Source organism: Desulfosporosinus acidiphilus SJ4, assembly GCF_000255115.2.
In the GTDB taxonomy this organism is placed as follows: Bacteria; Bacillota; Desulfitobacteriia; order Desulfitobacteriales; family Desulfitobacteriaceae; genus Desulfosporosinus; species Desulfosporosinus acidiphilus.
In genome coordinates, this window is record NC_018068.1 from 672,060 (window position 1) to 697,895 (window position 25,836).

Annotated in this window: 29 protein-coding genes; 18 read left to right on the top strand and 11 right to left on the bottom strand. The window is 39.9% G+C overall.

The window, feature by feature from the left end; translation table 11 throughout:
• Positions 1-38 precede the first annotated feature (38 nt).
• From DESACI_RS03195 to DESACI_RS03235, 10 genes are all read left to right on the top strand, one after another.
• Positions 39-563 (top strand): Fe-Mn family superoxide dismutase, encoded by a 525-nt coding sequence (locus DESACI_RS03195; RefSeq protein ID WP_014825728.1) that lies wholly within the window; start codon positions 39-41, stop codon positions 561-563.
• 313 nt (positions 564-876) lie between these two features.
• A complete protein-coding gene (locus tag DESACI_RS03200) occupies positions 877-1,608 on the top strand; it encodes an ATP-binding protein (protein ID WP_014825729.1) in 732 nt (243 codons plus the stop codon).
• On the top strand, positions 1,602-2,306 hold the full coding sequence (locus DESACI_RS03205) for a response regulator transcription factor (protein WP_242833117.1): 705 nt from the start codon (positions 1,602-1,604) through the stop codon (positions 2,304-2,306). The genes DESACI_RS03200 and DESACI_RS03205 overlap by 7 nt, the downstream gene beginning before the upstream one ends.
• A gap of 62 nt (positions 2,307-2,368) precedes the next feature.
• Positions 2,369-2,890 carry a V4R domain-containing protein gene (locus DESACI_RS03210; RefSeq protein ID WP_014825731.1) on the top strand — a complete coding sequence of 174 codons (522 nt, stop codon included), beginning with the start codon at positions 2,369-2,371 and terminating at the stop codon, positions 2,888-2,890.
• 19 nt (positions 2,891-2,909) lie between these two features.
• Positions 2,910-5,228, top strand: a complete 2,319-nt coding sequence (locus DESACI_RS03215; RefSeq protein ID WP_014825732.1) for a response regulator — start codon at positions 2,910-2,912, stop codon at positions 5,226-5,228.
• 235 nt (positions 5,229-5,463) lie between these two features.
• A complete protein-coding gene (locus DESACI_RS25360) occupies positions 5,464-5,598 on the top strand; it encodes a hypothetical protein (protein ID WP_014825733.1) in 135 nt (44 codons plus the stop codon).
• A gap of 141 nt (positions 5,599-5,739) precedes the next feature.
• Complete coding sequence (locus DESACI_RS24415) at positions 5,740-5,916, top strand: hypothetical protein (RefSeq protein WP_158310143.1); 177 nt, start codon at positions 5,740-5,742, stop codon at positions 5,914-5,916.
• A 102-nt stretch (positions 5,917-6,018) separates the two neighbouring features.
• Complete coding sequence (locus tag DESACI_RS03225) at positions 6,019-6,441, top strand: universal stress protein (protein WP_014825735.1); 423 nt, start codon at positions 6,019-6,021, stop codon at positions 6,439-6,441.
• A gap of 67 nt (positions 6,442-6,508) precedes the next feature.
• Entirely contained in the window at positions 6,509-6,931 is a 423-nt protein-coding gene (locus DESACI_RS03230) for a universal stress protein (protein ID WP_014825736.1), read from the top strand.
• 40 nt (positions 6,932-6,971) lie between these two features.
• A complete protein-coding gene (locus tag DESACI_RS03235; RefSeq protein ID WP_014825737.1) occupies positions 6,972-7,490 on the top strand; it encodes a general stress protein in 519 nt (172 codons plus the stop codon).
• Positions 7,491-7,704: 214 nt separating this feature from the next.
• Here DESACI_RS03235 and DESACI_RS03240 read toward each other — a convergent pair whose 3' ends face one another.
• Positions 7,705-8,103 carry a molybdenum cofactor biosynthesis protein MoaE gene (locus tag DESACI_RS03240; protein ID WP_014825738.1) on the bottom strand — a complete coding sequence of 133 codons (399 nt, stop codon included), beginning with the start codon at positions 8,101-8,103 and terminating at the stop codon, positions 7,705-7,707.
• A 160-nt stretch (positions 8,104-8,263) separates the two neighbouring features.
• Between DESACI_RS03240 and DESACI_RS03245 the strand changes: the two genes are divergently transcribed.
• A complete protein-coding gene (locus tag DESACI_RS03245; protein ID WP_014825739.1) occupies positions 8,264-8,563 on the top strand; it encodes a hypothetical protein in 300 nt (99 codons plus the stop codon).
• A gap of 91 nt (positions 8,564-8,654) precedes the next feature.
• A complete protein-coding gene (locus DESACI_RS03250) occupies positions 8,655-9,317 on the top strand; it encodes a hypothetical protein (RefSeq protein WP_014825740.1) in 663 nt (220 codons plus the stop codon).
• Between the two features lie 391 nt (positions 9,318-9,708).
• On the opposite strand, the gene DESACI_RS03255 is transcribed toward DESACI_RS03250, so the two are convergent.
• Together DESACI_RS03255 and DESACI_RS03260 are read right to left on the bottom strand one after the other, a co-directional pair.
• Positions 9,709-11,208 (bottom strand): sensor histidine kinase, encoded by a 1,500-nt coding sequence (locus tag DESACI_RS03255; protein WP_014825741.1) that lies wholly within the window; start codon positions 11,206-11,208, stop codon positions 9,709-9,711.
• A gap of 58 nt (positions 11,209-11,266) precedes the next feature.
• Positions 11,267-11,953, bottom strand: coding sequence for a response regulator transcription factor (locus DESACI_RS03260; protein ID WP_014825742.1), 687 nt, complete (start codon positions 11,951-11,953; stop codon positions 11,267-11,269).
• Positions 11,954-12,498: 545 nt separating this feature from the next.
• Here DESACI_RS03260 and DESACI_RS24725 point away from each other — a divergent pair.
• Both DESACI_RS24725 and DESACI_RS03265 read left to right on the top strand, forming a co-directional pair.
• Positions 12,499-12,660 carry a hypothetical protein gene (locus DESACI_RS24725; RefSeq protein WP_014825743.1) on the top strand — a complete coding sequence of 54 codons (162 nt, stop codon included), beginning with the start codon at positions 12,499-12,501 and terminating at the stop codon, positions 12,658-12,660.
• A 238-nt stretch (positions 12,661-12,898) separates the two neighbouring features.
• Positions 12,899-13,531, top strand: a complete 633-nt coding sequence (locus DESACI_RS03265; protein WP_014825744.1) for a hypothetical protein — start codon at positions 12,899-12,901, stop codon at positions 13,529-13,531.
• Positions 13,532-13,728: 197 nt separating this feature from the next.
• Here DESACI_RS03265 and citF read toward each other — a convergent pair whose 3' ends face one another.
• From citF to DESACI_RS03285, 4 genes are all read right to left on the bottom strand, one after another.
• Complete coding sequence (gene citF / locus DESACI_RS03270; RefSeq protein ID WP_014825745.1) at positions 13,729-15,270, bottom strand: citrate lyase subunit alpha; 1,542 nt, start codon at positions 15,268-15,270, stop codon at positions 13,729-13,731.
• Positions 15,271-15,293: 23 nt separating this feature from the next.
• Complete coding sequence (locus DESACI_RS03275; RefSeq protein ID WP_014825746.1) at positions 15,294-15,998, bottom strand: HpcH/HpaI aldolase/citrate lyase family protein; 705 nt, start codon at positions 15,996-15,998, stop codon at positions 15,294-15,296.
• A 41-nt stretch (positions 15,999-16,039) separates the two neighbouring features.
• Entirely contained in the window at positions 16,040-16,312 is a 273-nt protein-coding gene (gene citD / locus DESACI_RS03280; protein WP_014825747.1) for a citrate lyase acyl carrier protein, read from the bottom strand.
• Between the two features lie 274 nt (positions 16,313-16,586).
• On the bottom strand, positions 16,587-16,973 hold the full coding sequence (locus DESACI_RS03285; protein ID WP_014825748.1) for a hypothetical protein: 387 nt from the start codon (positions 16,971-16,973) through the stop codon (positions 16,587-16,589).
• A 289-nt stretch (positions 16,974-17,262) separates the two neighbouring features.
• Between DESACI_RS03285 and DESACI_RS03290 the strand changes: the two genes are divergently transcribed.
• Both DESACI_RS03290 and DESACI_RS03295 read left to right on the top strand, forming a co-directional pair.
• Positions 17,263-17,613: a response regulator gene (locus DESACI_RS03290; RefSeq protein ID WP_014825749.1), complete on the top strand. Its 351-nt coding sequence runs from the start codon at positions 17,263-17,265 to the stop codon at positions 17,611-17,613.
• 20 nt (positions 17,614-17,633) lie between these two features.
• Positions 17,634-17,819, top strand: a complete 186-nt coding sequence (locus DESACI_RS03295) for an aspartyl-phosphate phosphatase Spo0E family protein (protein ID WP_014825750.1) — start codon at positions 17,634-17,636, stop codon at positions 17,817-17,819.
• Positions 17,820-17,830: 11 nt separating this feature from the next.
• On the opposite strand, the gene DESACI_RS03300 is transcribed toward DESACI_RS03295, so the two are convergent.
• Positions 17,831-19,705 carry an ABC transporter ATP-binding protein gene (locus DESACI_RS03300; RefSeq protein ID WP_014825751.1) on the bottom strand — a complete coding sequence of 625 codons (1,875 nt, stop codon included), beginning with the start codon at positions 19,703-19,705 and terminating at the stop codon, positions 17,831-17,833.
• 413 nt (positions 19,706-20,118) lie between these two features.
• On the opposite strand from DESACI_RS03300, the gene DESACI_RS03305 reads away from it, so the two are divergent.
• Together DESACI_RS03305 and DESACI_RS03310 are read left to right on the top strand one after the other, a co-directional pair.
• Complete coding sequence (locus DESACI_RS03305) at positions 20,119-20,778, top strand: GNAT family N-acetyltransferase (RefSeq protein ID WP_014825752.1); 660 nt, start codon at positions 20,119-20,121, stop codon at positions 20,776-20,778.
• Positions 20,779-21,037: 259 nt separating this feature from the next.
• The gene (locus tag DESACI_RS03310; protein ID WP_014825753.1) at positions 21,038-23,095 is read left to right on the top strand and encodes an LTA synthase family protein; all 2,058 of its coding nucleotides are present in this window, start codon (positions 21,038-21,040) and stop codon (positions 23,093-23,095) included.
• Positions 23,096-23,288: 193 nt separating this feature from the next.
• Here DESACI_RS03310 and DESACI_RS03315 read toward each other — a convergent pair whose 3' ends face one another.
• The 3 genes from DESACI_RS03315 to DESACI_RS03325 form a co-directional block, all read right to left on the bottom strand.
• Positions 23,289-23,894: a methyltransferase family protein gene (locus DESACI_RS03315; RefSeq protein WP_014825754.1), complete on the bottom strand. Its 606-nt coding sequence runs from the start codon at positions 23,892-23,894 to the stop codon at positions 23,289-23,291.
• A gap of 162 nt (positions 23,895-24,056) precedes the next feature.
• A complete protein-coding gene (gene ytaF, locus DESACI_RS03320) occupies positions 24,057-24,689 on the bottom strand; it encodes a sporulation membrane protein YtaF (RefSeq protein WP_014825755.1) in 633 nt (210 codons plus the stop codon).
• Positions 24,690-24,885: 196 nt separating this feature from the next.
• Positions 24,886-25,785: a formate/nitrite transporter family protein gene (locus DESACI_RS03325; protein WP_014825756.1), complete on the bottom strand. Its 900-nt coding sequence runs from the start codon at positions 25,783-25,785 to the stop codon at positions 24,886-24,888.
• Positions 25,786-25,836 lie beyond the last annotated feature (51 nt).

Here is a 25,836-nt window from a genome sequence, read left to right on the forward strand (position 1 = left end):
TTGGTTAAAGATTTACAAATAACTAGGAGGAGATCAAAATGACAAGTCGATTACCAGAATGGCTATATCCTTATAACTTATCAGAATACTATTACAACAAGATCAATATAAAACCTTGCCAAGGTTTACATAGCAGAAAATCCAAGTTAAACAACATTATTTTGCAGAATTTATGTCCTGGCGGCAATGGGCCGGTACAGGGAATATTAGCTGAGCAAATTACTAATGATTTTGGCTCTTTTGATAATTTTAAAAAGAAGTTTATGGATACTTCTGCATCAGTTGAGGAATTTAGCTGGACATTATTAGTTTGGAGTCCATGTTTTAAAGAATTGGAAATTATCCAAGCAGAGAAAAATCAGGATCTTACCCAGTGGGGAGTTATTCCACTTTTAATCTTTGATGCTTGGAATCCCGTAAATGATCTCAATTATCAAGACAAGAGAGCAAGTTGGATCGAAGCATGGTGGAATTTCATTAATTGGCAGGATGTTCTTAATCTTTTCGAAGAAAATATTGAAAATTACCCTGATACAGACGATGGAGAGTTATTAAGTTCTTAAAGGGTATATGTAATGGCGTTGTGATAAGTTTAATTCAAAATAAGATATATGGAATTGGTGATGGGGGATACCCATAGAAGGTCAGACTGTCTTTTGGACGGTCTGACCTTCTATGGGTTTTTCTGTAGATATCATAGGAGGAAACAGCGGTTAAAATGTAGAATAATAAATTATCATCTTTAAACTCATGTATATGCTCACTCAACAATATTTTCACGAAGTCAATTTATGCGCTAAGATAATCGAATTCCTTTGTATGTTACATCTGGCTAATGTAATAATCATCAAATAAAAGCTAAGGAGCTATTTAGCAATGGAAGAAGATATAAGCAGCCATAAGTTAAAAAGCCATCTTATAGATTATAAGAGCCATGAAATTCGGACATATATGACTAGAATCATTGGAATGACAGATTTAACACTTATGACGGAGCTAACAGAAGAACAGTTGGATTATTTAACAGTCATCAAGTCATCAACAAAATCACTCTTGAAAGTGTTAAATGATATTCTGGATTATTCGAAAATCCTAGCGGGCAAAGCTAATCTAGAGCAAGTTCCATTTGCTATTCGTGAAACAATTAATGAAGTGATTGATATAGTTACGATTGCGGCAAAACAAAAGAATATTCATCTAAGGCTTAATAGTTTGGATAAAAGTATTCCGAAAAAGCTTATTGGCGATGCAACCAGACTAAAACAGGTACTTTCGAACTTAATTGATAATAGTATCAACTTCACTGACAACGGTGAAGTAACCATACAAGTTGATATTGAAGATCAAGATGAAATTAGTATGCAATTAAAATTCATTGTGACAGATACTGGTACAGGGGTACCTGAGGAAAAGCTTGTCCGACTGTTAGAGAGTTTCGGTCAGGATGGAAGTATCAATAGGTTGGAATCTGAAGGCGCAGGGCTGGCAATTTCCCAAAAACTCGTTGAATTAATGAAGGGTAAACTATATGTCGAAAGTACGGAGGGGATTGGGAGTAAGTTTTATTTTACTGCAGTTTTCGGTATCCAGGGAAAAGGAGGTTGTTGATCATCGAAACAATAGTAGTCGCGGAAGATGATGATAGTATCAGAAAATTCCTAAGTATATTGCTGACTAGAGAGGGTTTTGATGTAAAAGTCGTTGAAAGAGGTACTGAGGTAATCACTGAGTGCCGTATTTCTAAGCCGGATCTACTATTGCTTGATATAATGATGCCTGGGATGGATGGTTTTGAAGTATGTCGCAACATACGGAAAGAAAGTAATCTGCCCATCATCATTTTAACTGCAAGGGAAAATAATGAGGATAAGATTTCAGGACTAATCTTGGGCTGTGATGACTACATAACAAAGCCGTTTGATAGCACAGAACTTGTGTTACGCATTAAAGCAGTATTGCGCAGAGCTAAAGAACACAGTAAGCCGGAAAACGAACGGAATATTGTTGAGCTTCCTGGCATGACAATTAATAATACCAGCAGAATTACCGAGGTTAAAGGGAAGGTTGTTGATCTAACCCCCAAAGAATATGCTCTGCTCTGGCTTCTGGCTAACCGCCCGGAACAGGTCTTCACAAGAGAACAGCTTCTTGATCAAATATGGGATGTAGACTATTACGGGAGCACTTCAGTTGTAACCTCACTGGTAAAACGTCTTCGAGAAAAGATTGAGCCCGATGTTTCTAATCAATATTATATTAAAACGATCCATGGGGTGGGATACAAACTGGGAGTGAAACCTCTTTAACGAATTGGCCAGGGGTGGTTCGCTGTACCGTTTCGTATGTAAGAACGAAAGGAGGGGTATATATGGAACAAGGCCGAAAATACACGTTTTCGTGGAATCATATTGGCGATATTGCAGACGGTCGTCCTAATTTGGGCAATACGGCAAGTGTCGAGGCCTATCGTCTCATGCAGTTTTCTTGTCGAGATGTTATGGAACAATATCTAGGTACGGAAAAAACCGATGAAGTATTCTATCAAGCCGGTAAACTGGCCGGTAAGGAATTCTATAATCACGTGCTTACTCCGACAAAAGATTTTAATGAATTCCTTCGACAATTACAATTGGCTTTACTGGAACTAGGAATAGGGATTTTGCGCGTTGAAAAAACAGATCTGGAACATGGAGAACTTGTCTGGACAGTTTCTGAAGACATAGATTGTTCTGGTTTGCCAGAAATGGATTTTGAAATTTGCACATACGATGAGGGTTTTATTTCATCACTGCTTGAATGCTTTTCGGGAGTACCATTCCAAGTCAAGGAAGTGGATTGCTGGTGTACTGGTGACAGAACGTGTCGCTTTAGGGCAAAGGCGATAAAATAGAGTATAGGTGGCACTTTAGATGGATAACTCGAAAGAAATTGTTCTACTTATAAAATGTTTAAAGAGCCTCATTGAAGACAAAGAAGTTCCCGAAGTACCTCCGGAAGAGATTGCAAACATCGAAGAGTTTGGAGCAATATATTCCTCTTTACTGGAGATTCGCAATGTTTTTATAGCTCTTGGTAAGGGAGAACTGACATATCCTATTAAGTCAAAAGGATACTTTCCCGGTGCGATCAAGAGTTGGCAAGCATCTTTGCGTCACTTAGTATGGCAAACGAAGGCAATTTCCTCGGGCGACTTTTCTCAACGTGTTGCTTTTTTGGGAGAGTTTTCTGAGTCATTTAACAGTATGACAGAACGTCTGGCAATGACAATAAATGAGCTCTCCAATCAAAACAAAGAGAAAGAAAAACGTGAAGCGGAATTAATTAAAGCCAAAGAGGCGGCCGAGGCCGCAAACATTTCCAAGAGTCTCTTTCTTGCGAATATGTCCCATGAAATTAGAACACCCATGAACGGCATCATGGGTTTTCTTGAGTTGCTGAATATGTCCAACCCCTCTACAGAACAAAAAGAGTATATACGTGAGGCGAAGTCTGCTTCAGCGGTATTATTATATGTAATTAATGATATATTGGATTTTTCTAAGATTGAAGCTGGTAAGCTTACAATGGAAGAATCCTGCTTTAAGACCAGAACAGCTATTGAAGATGCGGTATCGCTCCATGTGCATAAAGCTTTTGAGAAAAATTTAGAACTTCATTCTATGATAAATGCCAATGTTCCGGAAGAGGTTATTGGTGATGCTCAACGGTTAAGACAAGTCTTAAATAATTTAATTGGGAACGCTGTGAAGTTTACCGAAAAAGGCGAGATTTCTGTTACAGTTGATTGCATAGAGGAAGAGGATGAAATTGCTTTACTTAAATTTGAGATTAAGGATACTGGAATCGGAATTAGTCAGGAAGACTTTCAAAAACTGTTCCAGTCTTTTAACCAAGTTGATTCCTCAACGACAAGAAAGTATGGGGGAACGGGCCTTGGGCTTGCAATTTCAAAGGAATTAGTGTCCCTGATGAGAGGGAATATTGAATTTAAAAGCATACTTGGAGAAGGTTCTAACTTTAAATTTGACGTGCGTTTCAAAATAGCGAAAAGAGTTCCAGACCACAACTATGTCTTTAAAGAGTTGGCGGGAGTCAATATCCTTATCATTGACGATAATCCCAGTAATCGAAGAATTGCTATATCATACCTAGGAGGTATGGGTTGCAAAGTATTTGAAGCTAAAGATCCTGGCGAAGCAATCACTACCATTATTTCCAAAGTGAGTACAAGAGATAAAATTGATATTGCGCTAATAGACTACCGAATGCCCGGTATGAGCGGCTTTGAACTGGCGACTTCTCTGAAAGCCATTCCTTTTGCATCAGATATTAAATTAATACTGCTTACCTCGGCAGCTCAAAGTGGAGGTGCCAAAGAGGCAAAGCAGTTAGGCTTCGCGGGATATCTTATTAAGCCCATTAAAAGAGATGACCTGCTTAATTGTATTGCTATCGTTTTAGGCTTAAAAAGCGAGGAAAATAATGAACCTATTGTGACCAAATATGTTGTTCAAGAAGGTCTTGATCATAGGAAACCTAAAATACTTTTAGTTGAGGACAATGAAATAAATCGTAAAATTGTCACAGCAGTGCTTAAAACGAGGGACATTACGTGTGATGTCGTGATAAATGGCCTGGACGCTTATCAAGCTGTTAAGAAAAAAGACTACGATATTGTTCTTATGGATTGCCAGATGCCGGTTATGGATGGGTATAAGTGTACAGCCAAAATAAGAGAGATGGAGGGCAGCAGTAAACACACTACCATTATTGCTATGACAGCTAATGTTATGGAAGGCGATAAAGAAAAGTGTATTCAGGCCGGTATGGATGATTATATTGGCAAGCCTATCAATTTTGATAACTTGTTTCAAATAATAGAATCCTATATAGAGAAAAGTAAGGGCGGTTCGAAATACTTTAATTTTATCGTAAATTATATTGAAGGATTTATTGATCGCACCGGCATTTCAAGAAATGATGCTGAGGAAATATTTATAGATTATGCTAAAAAACTCCCCCAGATATTGCTGGAGGCTGAAAATTATCTTGCCAATGAAGAACTGGATAAATTAGAGATTTTTGCTCATAAGGAAAAAGGGACCGCCGGAAATCTATGTATAACTCCAATTTATCAATTGGTTGGAGATCTTGAAAAAGCAGTTAAAAAGCGGGAGAAAAACGAATGCTTAAGAATCTATAAGGAAGTTCGAAAACTATTTCATTAGTTACTTTCGGCCTTTGCAGATGAAATATCAGATTAAAATTAAAATCATACGCAAATTAAGTTTCTAGGTCGTTAATTTATAAATAATATTACTTAAATATTATTTGAATAGTATTAAAATGTCATGATAATGGCATTTTTTTTTATTATCATTTACCCAAGATAAACGACAATAAATGCGGCACTCAGTAAGGGAAACACTTTAAGAAGTCTAATAGGAAGCGGAGGAGGTAATCATGAGGGAATCAAAAGAAATAATAATTTTCATTGCCTTATCGGCATTATTACTCATAGGAATAGGTTTTTTGCCTAAATCAGCTGCTAATCTCGCTGTAAATCATGTTATCCAATCTTCCGGTCAGGTTCAGTGACAAAGGAAAAAACGGTAAATGATAGCGATTACCTAAGTCGATAAAGGCTTATACCGGGAAAATCAGCCTAAGTAAAATCAATCGGTTAGGGCCGGCAATCGCATGAAATGGGCCAATAATCGGAAGAAAGGTTGTGTGATTATGTCGAAAGATAATTCATTGATTTTCGTTGTTAACACCCAACCAGAAGTGGAGGATACTATTCTGGAACTCCAAAAAGCAGGATTTGAAAAATGGGCTAAAATAATTCGGGCAATCATGTCTAGCAAAAGCATAGATTCTTCAAACAAAAGACCTCCTGTAGGTTGGGTAAATTAGTATAGTTTCAGATGAGACGTTTGAAGAAGTGACCGGAAATGTCATGAAATTAATAATGACGTTGAAAGTGTTAAAAGGTCATATTCTTAGGGAGGAATTTAATTGAAAAAGATATTGGTAGCAACAGATGCTTCAGGTTATTCACGAAAAGCATTATTAAGCGCTCTGGAGCTTGCCCGGATATTTAACGCAGTAATCGAGCTTCTATTTGTTATGGAAATGCCAATAGCATATGAATCAACTGTCTTTGCGTATTTAATATCGCCGGAAAATATAGAAAAGGAAAGTGAAAATGTTTTCGAAAACACACTTAGAGGAATTGATACCAGTGGAGTCACTGTGATTCAGAAAAAGATCGTTGGGAGAAGACCTGGGGAAGTTATTATCCAAGAAGCTGAATCTGAAAATATTGACTTGATTGTTATGGGGAGTCATGGATACGGGGCGTTCACGGGAACTTTACTAGGCAGTGTAAGTCAATATGTCATCCATAAGGCAAAATGTTCGGTACTAATCGCAAAGTAAGGATATGGTAACGGTCAAGAGCAATGAAAAATAATAAGATCATGACTAATAATGAGGAGTGGTGAAGATGAAAAAAATATTAGTTCCGACCGATGCTTCAGAATATTCACGAAGGGCTTTAGAAACTGCCTTGGAGTTTGCCCGGAAATTTAATGCAGAAATTGAATTGTTATTTGTAATGCATAGTCCGATTTCATATGATTCTAATTTCAATAGTTATATAATTTCGCCGGAACAGATTGAGGAAGTTGGAAACCACGTGTTCGAGGCCACACTTAATGGAATTGATATTAGTGATGTTAGCGTAATTAAAAAGAAATCACAGGCTGAAAAGCCGGCAAAAGGAATCTTAGAAGAAATCGAAAATGAGAAAATTGATTTAGTTATAATGGGAAGTCATGGTTATGGGGCGGTTGCTGGTTCCTTAATCGGCAGCGTTAGTCAGCACGTCCTCCATAAAGCCAAATGTTCTGTGCTTATAGTTAAATAATACGGTAACTAGACGAGCCTAAAAGAAAGGTTGTGAGCTTATGTCAAAAGGGAATTCGGTTGTTTCTGTTTTTAACACTCACCAAGAGGCTGAGGAGGGTATAAAGGAACTCCAAAAAGCAGGATTTGATATGAAGAAACTATCAGTCGTTGGCAAGGACTATCATACTGATGAGCATGTAGTAGGTTATTATAATACTGGCGATCGTGTAAAATACTGGGGAAAGCTAGGGGCATTCTGGGGCGGATTATGGGGATTTCTTTTTGGGTCAGCGTTCTTTTTCATTCCCGGAATCGGTCCTATAGTTGTTGGCGGTCCGCTAGTGACATGGATCATTGGTGCGCTTGAAGGTGCAGTTCTTGCGGGTGGGTTAAGCGCTTTTGGGGCAGCGTTATACAGTATGGGTATTCCAAAAGACAGCATCCTAAAATATGAAACTTCACTGAGGGCTGATAAGTTTCTGGTGATTATACATGGAACTGTTGAGGAATTAGAAAAGGCGAAAAACATACTGGATACAACTAATTGCGATGAGACCACGCTGCATTGTGCGAATTAATGGCGAAGTGAATTCAATGGGTGAAGTTTTCAGATACGGAAAGAGTCCCGCTTTGCTGCGGGACTTTCTTGGTTATAAACTAGACCGAAATGTCAAAATGAAAATACAAAAGCGGGTTGCAAACTGTTATATTAAACTGTTGCAACCCGCTTCCTAATTTTGAAAACAGAATTAGCCTAGACCGTGAAGTATGACGAACACTTGAAGCAAACTACTACTTTTGCTCAATTTCAGTAACACATTCACTCTTTATCTTTCCAACCAGGAATTGCAGGGCATCAACAACATGAGGTCTGATGTCGCCGCCAATGAGTACATACATTATGTCGTCACCAAGTTCAAGCATACCTTCATTAAGCCAGACCCTGACATGGAAGATACCGCCCATCTTAGAGGTTTCAGCAATCGCGGCATCCACTTTTGCCGCGTTATAGGTAAATTCCATCCCCTTTACTGAAGAACCGTCATCAATTCCCTGGCGTACTTTGGCTTTGGGAGTTTGGCGCACAACTCCGTTATGCACTAGAAACATCCCTTCCTGTAATGCCGCCGAATCGCTTTTTGCTTCTTTGAGCCATTCATCCATTGATGGGGCTATTTTTTTATTAATCATAAAGTAATCTGCTCCTTTGCTTTTTTATTTGGCCACGGCTGCTCAAGAACTTTTCTTAGGAAACTTTTGCGTAATGTGATAATTCTCAGCGAATTCTCAGCTTCATTTTTTAGAATATCAACTGTAAACGATATCTCTGACAAGAAAGGAGGTCTGCTAAATGAAGAGATTCAATGTATACTTCATTGCAGTTTCGTTAGTAATCCTGTCATCCGTGTCAGTTCTAACAGGCTGTGGTACTCAAACTTCTGCCTCGACTACAGGTGCTACAACTTCGGCTTCAACGGCTAATACTCAGGGAACCACGGATCCTCAGCTTATAACAAATCAGCAACAGGTAAAATCAATCGACATAAAAGCGGCCAAAGGACAGCAAGAGGTTAATGTTCAAATCAATAAAAACCTCAAAAACCTGGATAAATCTCTTAATGACCTAAATAAAAGCTTAGGAAGCCTTTAAGTCTGGTTCTGGCCGTTGGTCAAGGATGATTTTAATGATACATGCAAAAACTTAATTTTCAAGTGAATTTACTTAAAGGAGAATTATTAATATGCGAAAATCAAGTAAAATGTTGGCTTGCCTTATTGTGTCTTCTTCTATCTTAAGTTTTACTATACCCGCACTGGCAGATACATCTACTCAAACGACTGCACCCTCGACTAACCAAGTTCAAAATTCATCCACAGGAACTGCAACACCTTCATCGACTCAGATAACTCCGGCTGACCAAGCGGCAGCCAGAAAACAGAAGCTGCAAAATGAAATACTTCATTTGCAAAATGCCCAGCAATTCCAACAAGATTTAGCTCCTATTCGTCAGCTTCAGGCTCAAGACAAACAATTGCACGATCAGGTGATAGCCCTGAGAAAAACTATTCAGGCACAGGTAAAAACGGACCGTCAAGCCAAAAATTATACCGCGTTACTTGCAGCACTTAATGATATGATCCCTATGCAAGATGATATAGCCAGTGCCCGGGAAGCTGCTCAAAACGCTAAAACCGATTGGGCCCAATTACGGACTGACAATAAAGCCAATAACGCTTCGGCGGTCACGGCGGACTTGAGTAAAGTCCAATCAGACATTCAGAATAGAATTAGCGTCTATCAAAAGATTTTAGGAGATCTTCAGAAAATTAATGGGGATTTGACTACAGCATCCTCGACAACTACTCCTTCCAATACTGCACCATCAAGTGCGCAGACAACCTAAGGCTGAAGTCGCACGTCGGTTCAAGTTTGGAATGATTGTCTAAACTTGTTACTTCTTGTACCTAATCTAGGCCATCTATCATATTTTTCAATAAGTAAAGAGGAGCTGCTTAAAATTAGTAAGACGGCTCCTTTTTTGTACTTTCGGCCCCTCATAGTAATACCGCTTACGATGGAAATTAATTTTCTAGGGCAGAAAGTGCAAATTTCACTTTTTGCTTTCCTCTGACATGGTGCAAATAACATGCTGCCGGCCAAGATAATATACGGACGAGCTTATCGCCACACTGCAACTCATTACGTATACTCCTGTAGTATGGATTAGCCGATTGTCTCTGGAGCCAAGGATGGCGGGAAGAGACCACTGGCCAAGGATGGCGGGGAGAGACCAACTATATGGAAAAACTAATGGTAAAAGTTGTTCCTTCACCCTGTTTGCTTTCGGCCTCAATTCTGCCGCCGCGTAAATTTACAATTTCCCAGACAATAGCCAATCCTAATCCGGCGCCACTGCCGGCCTTTCTTTCCCTGGAACGGCTGCCCCGATAAAAACGCTCAAATATATAAGGGAGATCTTGGGAAGCAATTCCTTCCCCGTTGTCTGCTACGGATAGGCATCTTAAGTTAGCTTTAGTTTCGGCTTTAAGCGTTATGACTCCATTGACTGGTGTATGCTGAATAGCGTTATGTACAAGGTTATAAATGATTTGTTTTAATTCGCCTGGTTCCACCGGCAGGGATGTTTCCTCAACATCGACTTCTAATGTTCGGTATTCCAGAAGCGAATTAAGCAGGGGTAAGAGTTCCGGAAGAATGCTTTGAATGGAGGTTTCTGGTTTTGACGAAGATTCCTGGTTGATCTGTTTAGTCAAGCGATTGAGAGTTAATAAATCCTCGGTAAGATGAATCAATCGTTCGGTTTCAGTCAGCATTGATTTATGGGCTGAAGTTAAAGTTTCTGGGTCTGTTTCCTGGTTGCGCAGCAAGATTTCCAGAAATCCGCGTATGGAAGTCAATGGAGTCCTTAATTCGTGGGAAGCATCGCCGATAAATCTTGCCATTTGTTCTCTCGCTTCTGTTTCAGTCGCTAAAGAACGGTTAAGAGTTTCTAACATTTGATTCAAGGCAGATCTTAGATGTGCTATTTCCGAGGCCGAGGGCTCGGAAGGAATTCGCAGGGTATAATTGCCGGCAGCAATCTTGTCGGATATCTCAGACATGCGGGACAAGGGCTGAAGAGGTTTTTTCAATATATAAAATGTTAGAAGCCCGCCAATCACGAGGATTAGTAAAGTGCTGATAAGAAAAACCTGGAGTTGGTGGTCGAGGATATTACTCATTTGCGTTAGCGGGGCAGATAGTATCGCATAGCCGATTAAAGTGCTGTTGGCAGTCAGGCTTATATTTTGTCCGGTTAAACTGGTTACCGGCTCTTGGTTGAGATATATAGGCCCGGAAATAACCAGATACCGGACTCCTTTTGGAGAAGTAAAAACGGCGGTAGTGCGAAGTTTGTTTTTAGCAATCTGTTTTAGAAAAAAGGACCTTTCCAAGGCGTAGGGCCTTTTGGCTTCAGTTTCTTGCCGGCCTAGTATGTCCTCTAATTTTTTATCCGGTGAAAAGAAACCGGCAACAACCCCGGGACCAAGGTTTGTCCAAGCTTTGGGAAAGGACTCTTTATGGTTAATCCATAGCTTTAGTTGATTGACATCGAACGAACCGATCTGTGCTTGCAGTGCTTGGGTTTCACCTTTCATTAAAAACGAATGAAGTGCCTGATATTGTATTTCTCCCATAAATAGGGAAACTAGTATAAGGCTTAACCAAAATCTCAATAATAATTTTCCGGTTAAGGAATCCTTCCAAGATACTTTACCTTCAGCCCTCGTCATTTTGCACCGTCCTCTTCTCTGAATCTTAGATCACTGAAACATAAGCTGCAAGCAATAGCTATTTGAGTGCAGGGTTTAGGCGATAACCTGCGCCACGTACTGTCTCGATCCATCGATGTTCTTTGTCGCCCAGTTTATCACGAAGATAACGGACATATACTTCGACGATATTGTCCTCACCTTCAAAGTCATAGCCCCATACGTGGTTCAAAATAGAATTCTTGCTAAGTATTCGGCCAGGGTTCCAAAGCATGTAGGTTAACAGTTTATATTCGGTGGGAGAGAGGGGAAGGGAGCAGTTGTTAAGGGTAATGGAATGGTGCGCTTCATCTAAGCAAAACGCCCCTATAGTATGTTGTCCTGCTAATTCCGGGTAGCGGTTGCGCAGTTGAACCTCGATTCTAGCCAATAGTTCTTCGAAATGAAACGGTTTCGTCAGATAATCGTTGGCCCCTTGCCTTAAGCCTATAACAATATCGGTAGCTGAATTTTTTGCTGTTAACATAATCATTGGCGCTTGACTGATTTCTGGGACAGCCTGACATAAGCTGTTTCCATCCATAACGGGCATCATTAAATCTAAAATAATCAAATGAGGATCAAAATCAGGAATGAGATCCAAAGCGATTTGGCCATTGGCTGCAGTTTTAACAATATATCCTTCCTTACGCAAGCCTAAATCTAACATTTGCCGGATCGAGAGGTCGTCATCGACAACTAAAATTCGAAATGAAAATGATGCCATGAAGTCACATCCTTAATTGGATTTTTCATTGTCCGTTATCAATCCACAACGGATATTGGTTATTTATGGGGGAAATCAAATAGAAATACTATAAATCCTGTGATTGAGCTTGTGTTTATTATACATCATATTGATCATCCGAAAAAAAGGGGCGATAACTAAATTCTTAAAAATGAGAGGTACTGGTACTCTAATCATGAATAAATGGTCATTAATAAATCATATCACTAAAATCCGCTCTGCCTATAGACATTTCACCTTGTGAATGTTATTATTTGAACAAGAAAAGAAATTCAATGAACATGAGCAAGAACACACAAGCACAAGCAATAAGCCAAGAAAAGAAACAGGTAAAGGATAAAGGTAAGGTTAATTAAAAGTGCAGAAAAAGGAAATAATTCAAAAGGTTTTGTGATTGTATACACTATCTCAAGGCCGAAGACAATTTTCTTTAAGTTATTTAAAAAATTTACTCTTACTAAGGATTAGTCCTGGTTAAGTTGGATGGTTAATACGGTTAATGATATTTTAAGGAGGCGTTGTTTATGTTAACATGGATTTCAATGATTATCCTGAGTATTTTTCTTATCTCCTGTGCAGTGGTAATAGTTACTTCCTGTTATCAGATTTTTAAACTGATACGACAGTTCCCGGGGGAAAGAGATATGGCAATAAAACAGCGGCAATTAAAAATTAGCCATGGCTAAGCAGGATTTAGAGGGCTATCACTGTTAAAAAGTGATAGCCTATTTTTTATACGGTTTACGAAGGTGGGGTAGAGTCCTCATCTGAAAACCCGATGTTCAGCTTTAGCTGAACGAGTTCACTCTCGGCCTCTTACTCTTAAACAAGCATTTGATCCTTCAAGGTATCTTGAGTAATGCTGGTTTTGGCACGGAGTTTTATGAAACCAAAACAAACTTCTAGCGTTAGGAGTGTATTCTTATGAAATTAATGGAGACCCTGATACTGGAGGTGACTTTATTAATGTTCAAAATTAAAGATCGTATTGTAGTGGGGGCTATTAGCGGCATCCTCTCAGCATCTGTTGGAAGAACTGCAAATAAAGTTAATTATGCGCTTGGCTTGACCGATATTAGATATAATCCCATGGCAGCTAATTTATTTTTGCCCAAGAAAGTTATCCAGAGCCGGCAAGGTGTACTGCTTGGTTTGGTTGTTAACAATATTGGTGTAGCTGCCAACGGAATAGCACTGACCTATCTTCTGTCTGCAACGGGTAAAGACTATAAACTTTTAAAAGGTCTGGGGGCAGGTGCGTTTTCCTGGATTATGGTCGATGGATTCATCGGAAGTCAACTATTAAAAATAAAGAGCAGTAAACCGTTTGCGCCGACTATGCGTTTATTAGAACACCTATTATATGGAGCTTTGTGTTCAACGCTAATTACAAAGCTGGGTGATGATAGCCTTTTTCCCTCCAAAATTAATAGTTCCTCAAAACAAATTCCTTCAACTTATACGGGAATAAGTCAATCAAGTAAATCAAAACTCTCACCTGAAATTATGTATAATCAGACGAATATTGGAAGTGAAAGTTTAAGTCGCTTACATTAAACAAACAGCCAAACATAAGATAATGAGAAATCAAAAATTAACAAAGTTAAAAAAGCCGGTTATCCAAGATTCCGAAAAACGGCTTTTTTAGCTTTGACTACAAAAAGGAACCCCCAGTTAAATCTGCGGGGTTCCTATAGTAGCTACGAACTTGACGACTATGGATTATAAAATTAGACGGTACCGCAACAAAATGTTTAGAGTGGTTTTCTAACCACGTCAATAACGGTTCCATCCCGGTACTCAACAATGGCAACAATCTGATCAGATAGTTCGATTGGTTCCGGTTTGCCGGTTAAACGTTCGGCAATGTTTTTTAATTCTTCAATCGGGACGATTGGAAGGTCAGTCTCTTTAAGTTTATCGATCAGATCTTGACGACCAGGGTTAACCGCTATCCCGCGTTCAGTAACAAGTACATCGATGGTCTCTCCGGGAGTCGTTACCGTGGTTACATGATCCTTGACAACAGGAAGGCGGCCTTTAGTTAGGTTTGTAACCACGATAGCCAGTTTTGAGCCTGCAGCGGTATCATTATGTCCGCCGGAAGCGCCAATAATAATTCCGTCAGAACCGGTGACAACATTGACATTAAAGTCGGTATCAATCTCTGTAGCACCTAAGATCATGACATCGAGGTTATTGACAACGGCTCCCCGGTTGTGAGGATTTCCATAAAGTGAACCGCTCATTTTTTGGTGTTTGGGATTATCACGAATTGAAGCAATTGCTTTTAGGTCAAAACACTGAACATCAAAAAGTGAGCGAAATAGACCTTCATTGAGCATATCTACCATATAACCGGTGATGCCGCCGGCAGCAAAGCTTCCCACGACATTCTTTTCTTGCATGAACTTACGGACTTCGGCCGCTACTGCTAAAGATGTTCCTCCGGCACCCGTTTGGAAGGACATACCCTCTTTAATATATCCCGTTGCTTCAATCACTTGAGCTGCAAGCTTAGCAATGCGCAAACCAACGGGATCTTTCGTGACGGTTAAAGTTCCCGAGACAATTCCGTTGGGATCACCGATTGATTCTATTTTAACGACATAATCAACATTATCCTGACTTATCTCAATAGGGCAAGCCGGGTAAGGTACGAGATTATCGGTAACAGCAACCACATAATCCGCATATTGAGCATCCGAAACTGAATAAGCTAATGTGCCGCAGGCAGCCTTTCCCTGAACTCCATTCAGGTTGCCGTAAAAATCTGCCGTAGGTGCAGCAATAAAGGCAACATCGATATGCAGGTCTCCGCTCTCTATGGCACGGGGACGGCCTCCATGACTCATAAGAACTGCCGGTTTTTGTAAAAATCCTTTAGAGATTGCTGTGGCTACAGACCCGGGTGCGATGTAGTTTGCCGACATTCCGGTGATAATCCCACGTTTAATATAATCGGCAAGTGGTTCGTGAACTTTGAAAATACCGGAGGCAGCAACAGTAATGTCCTTAACCCCGCGTTTCGCAATGGCTTCCATGACTAGATTCATTACGTAATCTCCATTCCGGAGATGGTGGTGGAAGGAAACTGTCATGCCGTCTCGAATGCCGACTTTATCCAGGACTTCTTCAATAGTTTCTACGAGTTTGTTTTCACCTGGCTTTACCGAACGCAATTTTACCGATGTTTTAGTGCGCTCTCCATAATTTGCAAGAGCTCCGTCAAAAGGTTTTACTTGACCGTAACCCTTAATATACTCTGGAATTTCACGTCCTACTCTGTTCTTCATGCATACCCCTCGTTTCCATTTGCTTAAACAAAGATTTTATGAATTGTATCAATTTGCCGGCCATCAATGGCAGCCTTGCCCGTGAAACCAAGATTACGAGCATTTAGAGAATCCTTCTCTAAGCCCTCGATATCGTTGACGTCAGTAAAGACGGTATCAAAACTCTTAATGCCTGCTGCTCGGCAAGCCATGGCGACTTTGCTCCGAGCATAGAGGATTTCGTCGCCTTCTTTGCTGCGGTTGATCCCAAGTTCTCGTGCTAAACCTTCTGCATTGAAAAAGACTCCGTTGACTCTGGGTGAAGCACTAAGAACTGAAGAGATGTTCTCAAGAGCCTCAACCGTTTCAATCACCGGGATCAATCCAATACTGCCTTGGTTAAGTCCGGCGTTCTTTTCAGACTCTGATAAAACTTTTTCAACGTTTTGCAGCTGTTCTGCGCTTGCCTGAGAAACTATGAAGGCAACCGGCTTTACAGGGGTGATGACTTCAATATCTTTAGCTCCCAAACCTGATTGCAGGGAGTTTATTCTCACTACAACTTGAACGTTTTCATAATCCATAAAGTTAATGGCCTCTTTTACTAAGATACGGGCACTGTCTTTTTCGTCAATACTTACACCATCTGCCAAATCTAGGGCAAGCAAATCCGGATTAAACACCGGTGCATTTTGAAGACGTTGGGGATTGTTTCCTGGAATAATAAGCATACTCCTGTTTAAACTCATCTCGATACTCCTTTTGCATTCATCTTAGTGATTTTCCAAGCTCAAATAGAAGCTCTTTCAAGGGCGGTCAGAACTCTTGCTCTATAGGTATAATCTAAAGCACCTTTGTCTTGAGCTTTAATCAGTGCGTTATCAATTCCTTTTTGCTTTACGGTTTCCAGAATTACTTTTTCGATTTGTTTACCAAACTGTTTTTGAATGACACGTTTTGTTTCGAGCTCGACTTTAATACCGCCTTCAGGATTAGGTGCAACTGTAACAAGAACATCACTTGATTCGATAGCTCCGGCTTGTGCAGTTTTGTTGATTTTCATCGATTAATCCTCCTATTAGTTAATTGTCAAATATTTCACATATCCCCAAAAAACTTCTGCTCGGGCAAATAACCATCAACTTCTAACATACCCAAAAGTAAAGCCTTTATCAAGAAGTAGCGCAACAAAATTTTGTGTTAACAGCATATTTCGGAAACTTTGCATTAGCCATGTTTCATTCTACAAAACTATGTTTCAAATGCTGGATGAAATCTCTCATTTTAAATAAAGCCTTACTTAGACAATGATTTGTCAATTAAGCAGCATAAAACAATTATCTATCGGGGCTTAGCAACTCACTAAGGCGATGTGTAAAATAGGTTTTGATGTGCGATGCATATTCGGGTTTTAAACTGAATTTGCTGAAGTAACAGGTAAAATCCCTATCTAAGCCGTATGTTCCGGATTCAGCCCATTCTGCATCGAGGGAGCAGGTGGCTTTTACCTGATCGTATAAATAGGGGGAATTGGAGAATTTCTCAAGCAACGCTTGCAGTTCATGCTCTATCTGTGGGTGAGGGAAAAAAAGATTAAAAAACTTTTTGAAGTTGCCATATCGATAGGAACCTTCTTCTTCCCAGACAAAAGGTTTATCACAAGATTCCAAGATATCCCGACACGTTTGAATCATCTTATCATTATCTTTAATTTCTGATGACATTTGATACACCTCTATAAATTTATCCTTAGCTATTATACAACGACATTGTGTAGAAATGAACTTTACAATATATTAAGAAAATTTGGAATAAGGCGTCTTATTATTAAATAATTTCTGGAAATCCCTAAGCTGATAGGACTATAAAATGCAAAAGGCATAATTTGAAATTGGAGAAGTGCTTTTAGCATCAAAATCAATGACCTAATGTACTAATCATGCATTCGAAGAATTGCTACAATATTAACAAGAAAAATTGAATGCTTCCATCAGGGGAACATGAGGTGAAATTTTGAAAAGAGCATTGATTGTTAATAATTCAGCATCGGAAAGACGATCTATCAAGAAGCTTTTGGAAAATAGCGGCTTTGTTGTTGTGGGCGAAGCCGAAAATGGGTTAAGGGGTATAAAGTTTTATCATGAGCTGAACCCCGATTTTGTGACAATGGATATTTCAATGCCGGAGTTAGACGGTATAGAGACGCTTAAAATAATTAAAAAAATAGATAAAGATGCCAGGATTTTCATTATTGCCTCTTCTGATCATGAACAGAAGGTACAAGAGGCCATGGAGTCAGGTGCTGTCGGATTTATTCTAAAGTCGTTTTCTGAAACCAAAGATGAATGCAAGAAGAATAAGTAAGTTTGAGGGAGGATTATATTATGTTTGAAAGAATTGAAAAGCTAAGATCTAAGCTTCATTCAGCTTGGGGAAAAAGTTCTTCTGATGAAATATTAGCTCTCAGTCAAGAGCTGGATGTAGAAATTGTTGAATATATGAAGCATACATTAGCTTCCCAGAGGCAGCAGCTAAAAGTTCAGCTTCGGTTTGGCAGTGATTATGATTAATTTGAGAATAATCACCGTTGGCTAGGGTCTTGCGGAACGGAAAATTGGGTCTCGTAAAGTATCTTATATAGGGGATTCGTTTGCACAAGATCTTGATGCTTGCCTGAGGCAATTATCTTTCCTTTGTCCAGAACAATGATCTTGTCTGCCGCAAGAACTGTTGACAGCCTATGAGCAATAACGATGGCAGTTCTTCCTTTTAATAAAAAGGCCAAAGCTTCCTGAATTTTTCGTTCTACAACTGTGTCCAAAGCGCTCGTTGCTTCATCCAACAAGACGATTCGGGGACTTTGGAGCAGTACTCGGGCAATCGCCAACCGCTGCCGTTCCCCGCCCGAGAGCCGGTATCCCCGTTCTCCGACGATGGTCTGATAACCTTGAGATAAACTGACGATAGTATCATGAATTTGGGCTGCCTTACAAGCTGCTTCCATATCTTCTTGACTTGCCTTTTCCTTGGCAAGAAGAAGGTTATTATAGACGGTATCATGGAAAAAGAAGGGGTCTTGGGGGACTAATCCCATTTGTGACCTTAATGACTCTAAGGACAAGTTTCTGCTTTCAATGCCATCTAAAAATATTTGGCCTGATATTGGATCACTAAACCTGGGTATCATGTTTAAGAGCGTGGTTTTTCCGGCACCGCTTGGACCAACCAGTGCGACTGTTTGCCCGGGTTCTATGGTTAAGTTGATCTGATGTAAGGCCATTTTTCCTTCCTGGACTTGAGAGTCGCGCTGATAAGAGAAGGAGACGTTTTTAAATTCAAGATGTCCTCTGACGCTGTTGGGGGAAATCGTCTTAAAACCGCCTTGAACTTCAGGTTCAATGTCCATGACAGAATAAATTCTTCGGAATAGAGCAATAGACGAGAGGACATTGACATGAATTTGTGCTAACTGGCTTAGTGGGCCATACAATTTGGTTAACAAGGTCGTAAAGGCGACAATGACTCCTAGACGCATTTCCTGATGGATAACTAACCATCCGCCATATCCCCACAAAAGTGCCGGACCTATTGAAGAGAACATCCCCAGCCACATAAACAGCCAACGTCCAATAAGGCCTTGACGTACTTGTAAATCCCGTAAATTATCGTTAGCAACGATAAATTTTTTTTCTTCACTTGCCTCACGGTTAAATATTCTAATGAGAAGGGCTCCGCTGACTCCGAGAACCTCGCTGAGCTGGACAGTCATTGCCGACAGCCATTGTTGTATTTCTGCTTGGAGTATCTGCCTGAATTTGCCGACCTTTTGAGTGGGGATTACGAAACCAGGCACAACAATAAGGGCGAGTATTGACATTCGCCAATTCATTTGAAACATGAGAAGTATGGTTACAGAAATGGTAAGGATGTTGCTGATAAACCCTACCAACGTTGAGGTAATCACATTTTGTATTGCCGTAACATCGCTGATAATCCGAGATACTAAGTCTCCGGACTGACGAGATGCAAAAAAATTCACGGTCTGTCGCTGGAGATTGCGAAATAATGACAATCGGTAATCCGCCATCACGCTTTGGGCGATTTGGTTGCTAAGCCAGTTTTGCCAAACACCGAGTAAGCCTGTGCTAATCGCAGCGGCAATAATCACGCATGTCAAATAAATAACCGTCATCATTTGTCCTTTTTGGATACCGTCATCAATAATTTTCTGTGTCAGCCAGGCAGGGATGACACTTCCTATGGAGGTTATAAAAATAATGAGTGTGACCAGGATAGCTTTCAGCCAATACGGTCTAAACGCCAGAAGGACCCGTTTAATGATCGGCCAGTCGAAATGTTCATGACTCGCCAGTTCTCTCAACTGCCAGCGCTTTCTTCCGGAGTCGTTACCTCCTGTGCCGGAACCAAGCCCCAGGCCTCGAAAATCAATACCCATGCGGCATCACCTCTTTAGTAGGATATTTTACATTACTGCTTGTAAATTAAATCGAATATACAATGATTTTCTAATCTTAATGAGATCTCCATATAAATATCAAAGTGACTTGACAATATCTTAAAAGTTATAAACTATGCTAAAGATACAGTTATGAATATATCTTATCATAGTATAAGCAAGTACTGTCGGCCTTAAATAATGATGGTGCAATTAGACAGCCGATTCCATGGATTATCCTATACCCTAAAGCCAAAGCCAAAGCCTGGAATGGGAACATAGGATTGCTTGAGTTTTTAGAGGTTAACATGTAGTTTAAACAAAGTCTTTGGGCATTAGTTATGGTTTTTTAGGCTTGGAGGTTGCCGTAGAAAATAGTGCTCGGGAAATGATCCAAAGAGAGGTATGTTTGCGTGCCAACTGATAGACTTAATTATATTAATTGCAAATGTGAAGTGAACGTTGAGCATCTTAAGGCCCGAGACATCCCTATAGTTGCCCAGCTATATATGAGATCTTTTCAAAATCACTTTTTAGGTCATATGGGACAGAAGTTTCTCATGCTTTTTATTTCTGAGTTTGTTAATTCAAGAGGAAATTTTGGATATGTGGCAACCTTTAAAAATGAAGCAATCGGTTTCATTTTAGCAAGTACCTCAGAAAACCCATTTCGTAATTTTTATCGGGATAACTTTATAAGTTTAGTTTGCCTCACAATATCGGGATTTCTTAAGGATGCCTTTATCCGAAAACATCTTAAGGAGAAGTTTGGACATATATTCTTAGCGCTGAAAGCGCTGGTTTCCTTTTCTGAAGGGTCTATCGATCACGTGGAAATGAAGGGTGGGCAGCCAAGGCTATTGGCCATTGCAGTGGATCGAAGTTATAGAGGATTAGGTATAGCAAGTGACTTAACGGCTGAGTTTTGCAAAGAAATGAAGGAACTTGGTTATGAGGAAGCAGGATTATCTGCTTTACCCTGGAATAAAAGAGCTATAAGATTTTACATAAAAGATGGATGGAAGGAAGAAGAAAGTACTGAAAACTCAATTTCTTTTTCCCGAATACTTTAGATGCTTCAGAGCTTTGAAAGTAACATAAGGCAGCAAAATACAGCACACTGGAGGGTGATCCTTTAACTTGTTGAACTTATATTCTACAATTAATTTTCAGTGAGTGCTTGGAAACGGCATATTGTTTTAATATTCAGCAGATAATTTAATATTGACTTCGTAGTTTCTCACAACTTTTACAAACATTTTATGATCATCGGGAAGTATATTTGTTATAATGTTTTGTATTAAGTTTTAACTGGTGGAGGAAGAGTTTTTTATGTTCAAGCCTACTTTTAAGTTCTTTACTAAAAACAAGCCGCTTGTCATTGCTGTCGTGCCTTTGATCGCGTTATTAGCCCTGGAAGGTTTTTCGAATGGGAGCTTAATAAAAGCTATAACTTGGATTAGAAGTTATCCTTCGGAATTTTTCCTTAGTTATATTCTGATGTTCGGGATTATTAACATATTTTACATTTTGCCGAAAAGAGCCTACTTAGTGATTGCAACGATTTTTCTTTCCCTATTTTCTTGCCTCGGGTTTATTAGCCAGCAAAAATTAAAAGTTAAAGGAGACCCTTTGCTGCCTTCTGACTTTCTTTTGGCTAAGGAGGCGATTGGAATTTCTGATCATTTTCGAAATGTTTTTGTTGTCCTCGGAATTTTGCTTGCGGTGACAGTTGCCTTGGTAAGGCTGATCCTTAAACATATTGCTAGAGAAAGAAAGCAGCGTTATAGCTCAATAGTATTCGTTTCTTCATTCTTAGTCGTGTTTGTTTTCTACTCCTTCTTTAACTCTATCCAAAATGTTTTTGCTCTCCAGCTCATTAGCTATAGCCAATCTCTGAATTATCAGCAGAACGGAACAATGCTGGGTTTTCTTATGGATACAGAGTATCTCAAGATTGCCAAACCAAGTAATTATCAAGAGTCTACGATAAATGATATTATCCAAAAGAACACCCCTTCATACCCGGTGAATGCTGATTTTAAGCCCAACATTATTTTCGTGATGAGTGAAGCGTTTTGGGACCCAACTCTGATGAAAAACGTTTCTTTTAGTCAAGACCCGATTCCCTTTTTTCACTCCCTCCAAAAATCACAGACGAGCGGGACAATGCTTTCCGCTGTTTACGGCGGGGGTACGGCCAATACTGAATTTGAGGCCCTGACAGGCTTCTCAACTCAGTTTTTACCTAATGGTTCTATTGCCTATGATCAATACGTAAATCGTCCGCTTGAAGCTTTACCCACAATTCTAAGCAGGCAAGGTTACGCGACCTCTGCCATCCATACTTATGATGATTGGTTCTATAGCAGGGATAAGGTCTATCAGCAAGAAGGCTTTGATAAATTCATCAGTAAGGAATTCTTAAACAATCCTGAGTACAAAGGTCCTTACATTCGCGATACAGTTCTGACTCAACAAATATTGAATCAGGTAAAAGAAACGAATAAACCTGATTTCATCTATTCGGTTTCCATGCAAGACCACGGTCCATACGACACCACCGAGGACCCCGGAAATACGATCAAGGCAAGTTCAGCAAATTTAAGTCCTGACTCTCAAGCGATACTTGATAACTATGCCAATCGAATTTCTGATGTTGATCAATCACTAAAGCAGCTTATTGATGGCTTGAAGCAAATCAATCAACCGACGATGGTCATATTCTATGGCGATCATCTGCCTATGCTCGGTGATAATTACAGTGTATACAAAGAAGCCGGATTTATTGAAAACGGCAACACGTATCAAGATTATTTAAATCTTCATAGTGTTCCTTTCGTAACTTGGAATAACTTTTCGACAACTGTGCATCACAATCTCAATTTGTCTGCTAATTTTATGGGAACTTTTGCCCTTCAACTTGCTCAAAAGTCAGGAAGCCCCATGACTGATCTCCTATCCAATCTGATGCAAAACGGGACAGATATAATTATTAATAAGGATTACTGGAATGCAGCCAATATCCCTGCCAATACCTTCGCGGATTATGAATCGCTTCAATATGATCTGCTGTTCGGCAAAGAGTACAGCTATGATATTCTGCCGGATCATAGACCTCCATCGAAAACTAACTATATTCAAGGTGATGCCTTGCCAACAGTTGCTGATGTTATACCCTCCGAGGGCTCGCTAATAATCGAAGGGAATAACTTCGTAGAAAATGACAAAGTATATTTGAACGGTAAGGAAGTCAAAACGACTTATTTAAATCCTAACTCCTTAAGTATTGATCTGCCTGAGAGTCTGGTAAAGGCAACGATCCAAGTTAAACTCTCTGACAGCAGAAATAAGGTCATTTCCAAATCTAATGTTTATAAAAATAATTGATCCAATCGTGAGACACCCACTTCTTTATTGGGAGTGGTCCCCGGTCTCTGCTTCGGTGGGGGATTCCATCCTTCAGCGCGATAGCATGTGAAATGAACAAAACAACGGAGAAATTATGTCGCCTGATCTCCATTTGTTGGAAATGCAGGCGACATAAATACTCCAATTAAGCTTGCAAACTACGGATGCAAGCTTAATTGAATTTCGGCAAGAGGCGTCCGGTTTTTATCATATACTCCCGGTAGTCATCCCCAAATTCTTCAATCAGCATGGCTTCTTCTTTGTCTAAACGCATTATCAGCAAAAGAATAGCTGCAGTATGCGGGATGAGAATCAAGGCGCTGGCTGAGACTATTGAGATGCTAAGCATAAAGACAATGAGAATCGTATACATAGGATGCCTGACAATGTTGTAGGGTCCGCTAGTAATAAGCTTGTGGCCTTCTTTCAGATCAAGATCCGGCGAATAGTGACGTCCTAACGCACGATGCGCCCAATAGAGGAAAGGAAGTATGGCTATAGCCAGGCCTAAACCGGCAAGCCTTAAGAAATTTGGCAAGGGCAAGTTAAAAAACTGCAGCCATGATGGGCTTATACCATAAATTATAATACTAAGCAACATAATGAAGGAAAGAATTGAACGCAAGGTCATGCTTAGTCTTCCTTCACGTTGGAGTGCTAGGTTTTGCTCATCAAAATACTCGATAGCCTCTTTCCTATTCGGCTTCTTGTTTCCGTAACGTGAGCGGACAAGAAAAAAGGCAATATAAATTATTAAGAAAACTAATCTCCAGAACATTATTTTTAAGACTCCTCCTTCGCAAAAATAGCCTTGTACAAATTACACGACTGACTCCATAATTGGCCCTTAAACTACTTTATGAGGAGTGAAGCCTTTAAGTGAACTATTATGTAATTACTTCCAACCGAACTGATTGGAAGTATAGTGTGGGTTTCTTTTTCAATTGATTAATTCATAGATTCCTATAAGTATCAGCAGAGCCCCCGAAAGAATTTGGGAGCAGCGCTCGAAATGGTCTGAGGCAGTTTTCCATCCAGTCCAATAACCTGAACTGATGGTAACCATACTGAACAGACCCACCGAAATCGCCAGCGGTAAAGGTGCAAGTCCGGTTAGGCCGGCTCCTATTCCTGTAGCTATACAATTAAAGGATAGGGTTAATCCGAGGGCTGCTGCTTCCTTGGCAGAAATGTAGCCATTGGCATCAATGTCAGCCATTGAGGGATTCTTGGTTATTTTAACAATGGTGCTGAGAGGTTTAATGGAAATAGAATAGGTTTTCATGGCTGGAATCGCTGCCGGTAAGGGTTGATCGACGGCTGGTTTATGAAAGGTAACCCAAATTCCGATCAGAATTATTAATATTGCGCCAATCATATTAGCGACGGTGATATAGTGACTCAAAAAATGACCGGTAAAAACAGCCGCGAAGGTAACGAGACCGGATAATAAGGCAATAAAAAAGTTGGAGAGGAAAGGAATACGGATTTTTTGAACTCCGTAGCTTACACCAACTCCAAAATTATCAAGGTTTGCCGCGAGGCCAACGAATAAGGCAGTCATTATGTGCATTGAACTTTCCCCCTTCTCCTGAATCCATGGATAGAATATTCAGAGGGAAAAGCTGTGGTGTTTTTAAAAATAACTTTCCGTTGAATACTGCAAGAAAGTTATACGCGCGAAGACAGTGTCTCCGCGCGCTCGTTGAATTTTCACATTATTAATGTAAAGCCAAGAGTTGATTAGGGTTATAAAACATTTGTAACTGCTATTTTCCTGCGTTCATTTCTAATTCTTGGGGCGACAATGATGGTATGGAATCTTTTTCAACGGCAGATTTTTTATAGACTAACCAATAGATACCGGCTACAAAGACACAGCCCCCAACAATGTTTCCAAGAGTTACCGGAACTAAGTTGTTAGTGATAAAAGTACTCCAGTTTAGTCCGGCAAGTGCCTGAGGGCTTAAATGAGAGGCAGCCGCCCAACTTGGGTTTGCCTTAGCTAAGATTCCGGCTGGAATATAGTACATATTGGCGACACTGTGTTCAAAACCTGATGTGATAAAGAGCCAGATTGGGAAGAAGATGGCAAGAATTTTGCCTGTCATGTCTTTGGCTCCATATGCCATCCAAACTGCTAAACAAACCAACCAGTTACACATAATCCCTAAATAAAAGGCAGAGGAGAAAGATAACCCAACTTTATAGGAAGCAATCTTTATCGTGATTCCACCTAAGAGACCAACACTGCTGCTGAATAATCCGGATTGAACCATGAGGTAGGCAATAAATACTGAGCCGATAAAATTACCTATATAAACAAAAAACCAGTTTTTAAGCATATCGGTTATTTTAATTTTTCCTTCTAATACTCCAGCTGAGATCAAGGTATTACCAGTGAACAATTCCCCTCCGGCTATGATAACAAGCATAAGTCCGGTACCAAAGATTGCTCCAGCCAAAACTTTCCCGAGGCCATAGGTTTCCGGTTTTGCAAATAAATTGAATGCTGCCATGTTTGAACCTTCTGCGGCAAAGGCTATGAACGCACCTGCCAAAATCCCTAAAAGGATCTGTTTTGGAATAGGCAGGGCTACCTTTTTCATACCTGTCTGGATAGTGGATTGGGTTATTTCTGCCGGTGTTAAAAATCCCTTTGTCTCCAAATTAGCCACTCCTTCATTATGAAATTTCAATCCAACATTTCAGCGGCTCAG

Bases quoted from the DNA above. Each gene is read 5' to 3' on its own strand.
- DESACI_RS03310 (WP_014825753.1), top strand. From the start codon at position 21,038: ATGTTCAAGCCTACTTTTAAGTTCTTTACTAAAAACAAGCCGCTTGTC.
- DESACI_RS03255 (WP_014825741.1), bottom strand. From the start codon at position 11,208: ATGACGAGGGCTGAAGGTAAAGTATCTTGGAAGGATTCCTTAACCGGA.
- DESACI_RS03300 (WP_014825751.1), bottom strand. From the start codon at position 19,705: ATGGGTATTGATTTTCGAGGCCTGGGGCTTGGTTCCGGCACAGGAGGT.
- DESACI_RS03295 (WP_014825750.1), top strand. From the start codon at position 17,634: ATGTTTGAAAGAATTGAAAAGCTAAGATCTAAGCTTCATTCAGCTTGG.
- DESACI_RS24415 (WP_158310143.1), top strand. From the start codon at position 5,740: ATGTCGAAAGATAATTCATTGATTTTCGTTGTTAACACCCAACCAGAA.
- DESACI_RS03285 (WP_014825748.1), bottom strand. From the start codon at position 16,973: ATGTCATCAGAAATTAAAGATAATGATAAGATGATTCAAACGTGTCGG.
- DESACI_RS03200 (WP_014825729.1), top strand. From the start codon at position 877: ATGGAAGAAGATATAAGCAGCCATAAGTTAAAAAGCCATCTTATAGAT.
- citD (WP_014825747.1), bottom strand. From the start codon at position 16,312: ATGAAAATCAACAAAACTGCACAAGCCGGAGCTATCGAATCAAGTGAT.
- DESACI_RS03215 (WP_014825732.1), top strand. From the start codon at position 2,910: ATGGATAACTCGAAAGAAATTGTTCTACTTATAAAATGTTTAAAGAGC.
- DESACI_RS03235 (WP_014825737.1), top strand. From the start codon at position 6,972: ATGTCAAAAGGGAATTCGGTTGTTTCTGTTTTTAACACTCACCAAGAG.
- DESACI_RS03275 (WP_014825746.1), bottom strand. From the start codon at position 15,998: ATGAGTTTAAACAGGAGTATGCTTATTATTCCAGGAAACAATCCCCAA.
- DESACI_RS03210 (WP_014825731.1), top strand. From the start codon at position 2,369: ATGGAACAAGGCCGAAAATACACGTTTTCGTGGAATCATATTGGCGAT.
- DESACI_RS03230 (WP_014825736.1), top strand. From the start codon at position 6,509: ATGAAAAAAATATTAGTTCCGACCGATGCTTCAGAATATTCACGAAGG.
- DESACI_RS03250 (WP_014825740.1), top strand. From the start codon at position 8,655: ATGCGAAAATCAAGTAAAATGTTGGCTTGCCTTATTGTGTCTTCTTCT.
- DESACI_RS03240 (WP_014825738.1), bottom strand. From the start codon at position 8,103: ATGATTAATAAAAAAATAGCCCCATCAATGGATGAATGGCTCAAAGAA.
- ytaF (WP_014825755.1), bottom strand. From the start codon at position 24,689: ATGCACATAATGACTGCCTTATTCGTTGGCCTCGCGGCAAACCTTGAT.
- DESACI_RS25360 (WP_014825733.1), top strand. From the start codon at position 5,464: ATGAGGGAATCAAAAGAAATAATAATTTTCATTGCCTTATCGGCATTA.
- DESACI_RS03245 (WP_014825739.1), top strand. From the start codon at position 8,264: ATGAAGAGATTCAATGTATACTTCATTGCAGTTTCGTTAGTAATCCTG.
- citF (WP_014825745.1), bottom strand. From the start codon at position 15,270: ATGAAGAACAGAGTAGGACGTGAAATTCCAGAGTATATTAAGGGTTAC.
- DESACI_RS03315 (WP_014825754.1), bottom strand. From the start codon at position 23,894: ATGTTCTGGAGATTAGTTTTCTTAATAATTTATATTGCCTTTTTTCTT.
- DESACI_RS03265 (WP_014825744.1), top strand. From the start codon at position 12,899: ATGAAATTAATGGAGACCCTGATACTGGAGGTGACTTTATTAATGTTC.
- DESACI_RS24725 (WP_014825743.1), top strand. From the start codon at position 12,499: ATGTTAACATGGATTTCAATGATTATCCTGAGTATTTTTCTTATCTCC.
- DESACI_RS03260 (WP_014825742.1), bottom strand. From the start codon at position 11,953: ATGGCATCATTTTCATTTCGAATTTTAGTTGTCGATGACGACCTCTCG.
- DESACI_RS03195 (WP_014825728.1), top strand. From the start codon at position 39: ATGACAAGTCGATTACCAGAATGGCTATATCCTTATAACTTATCAGAA.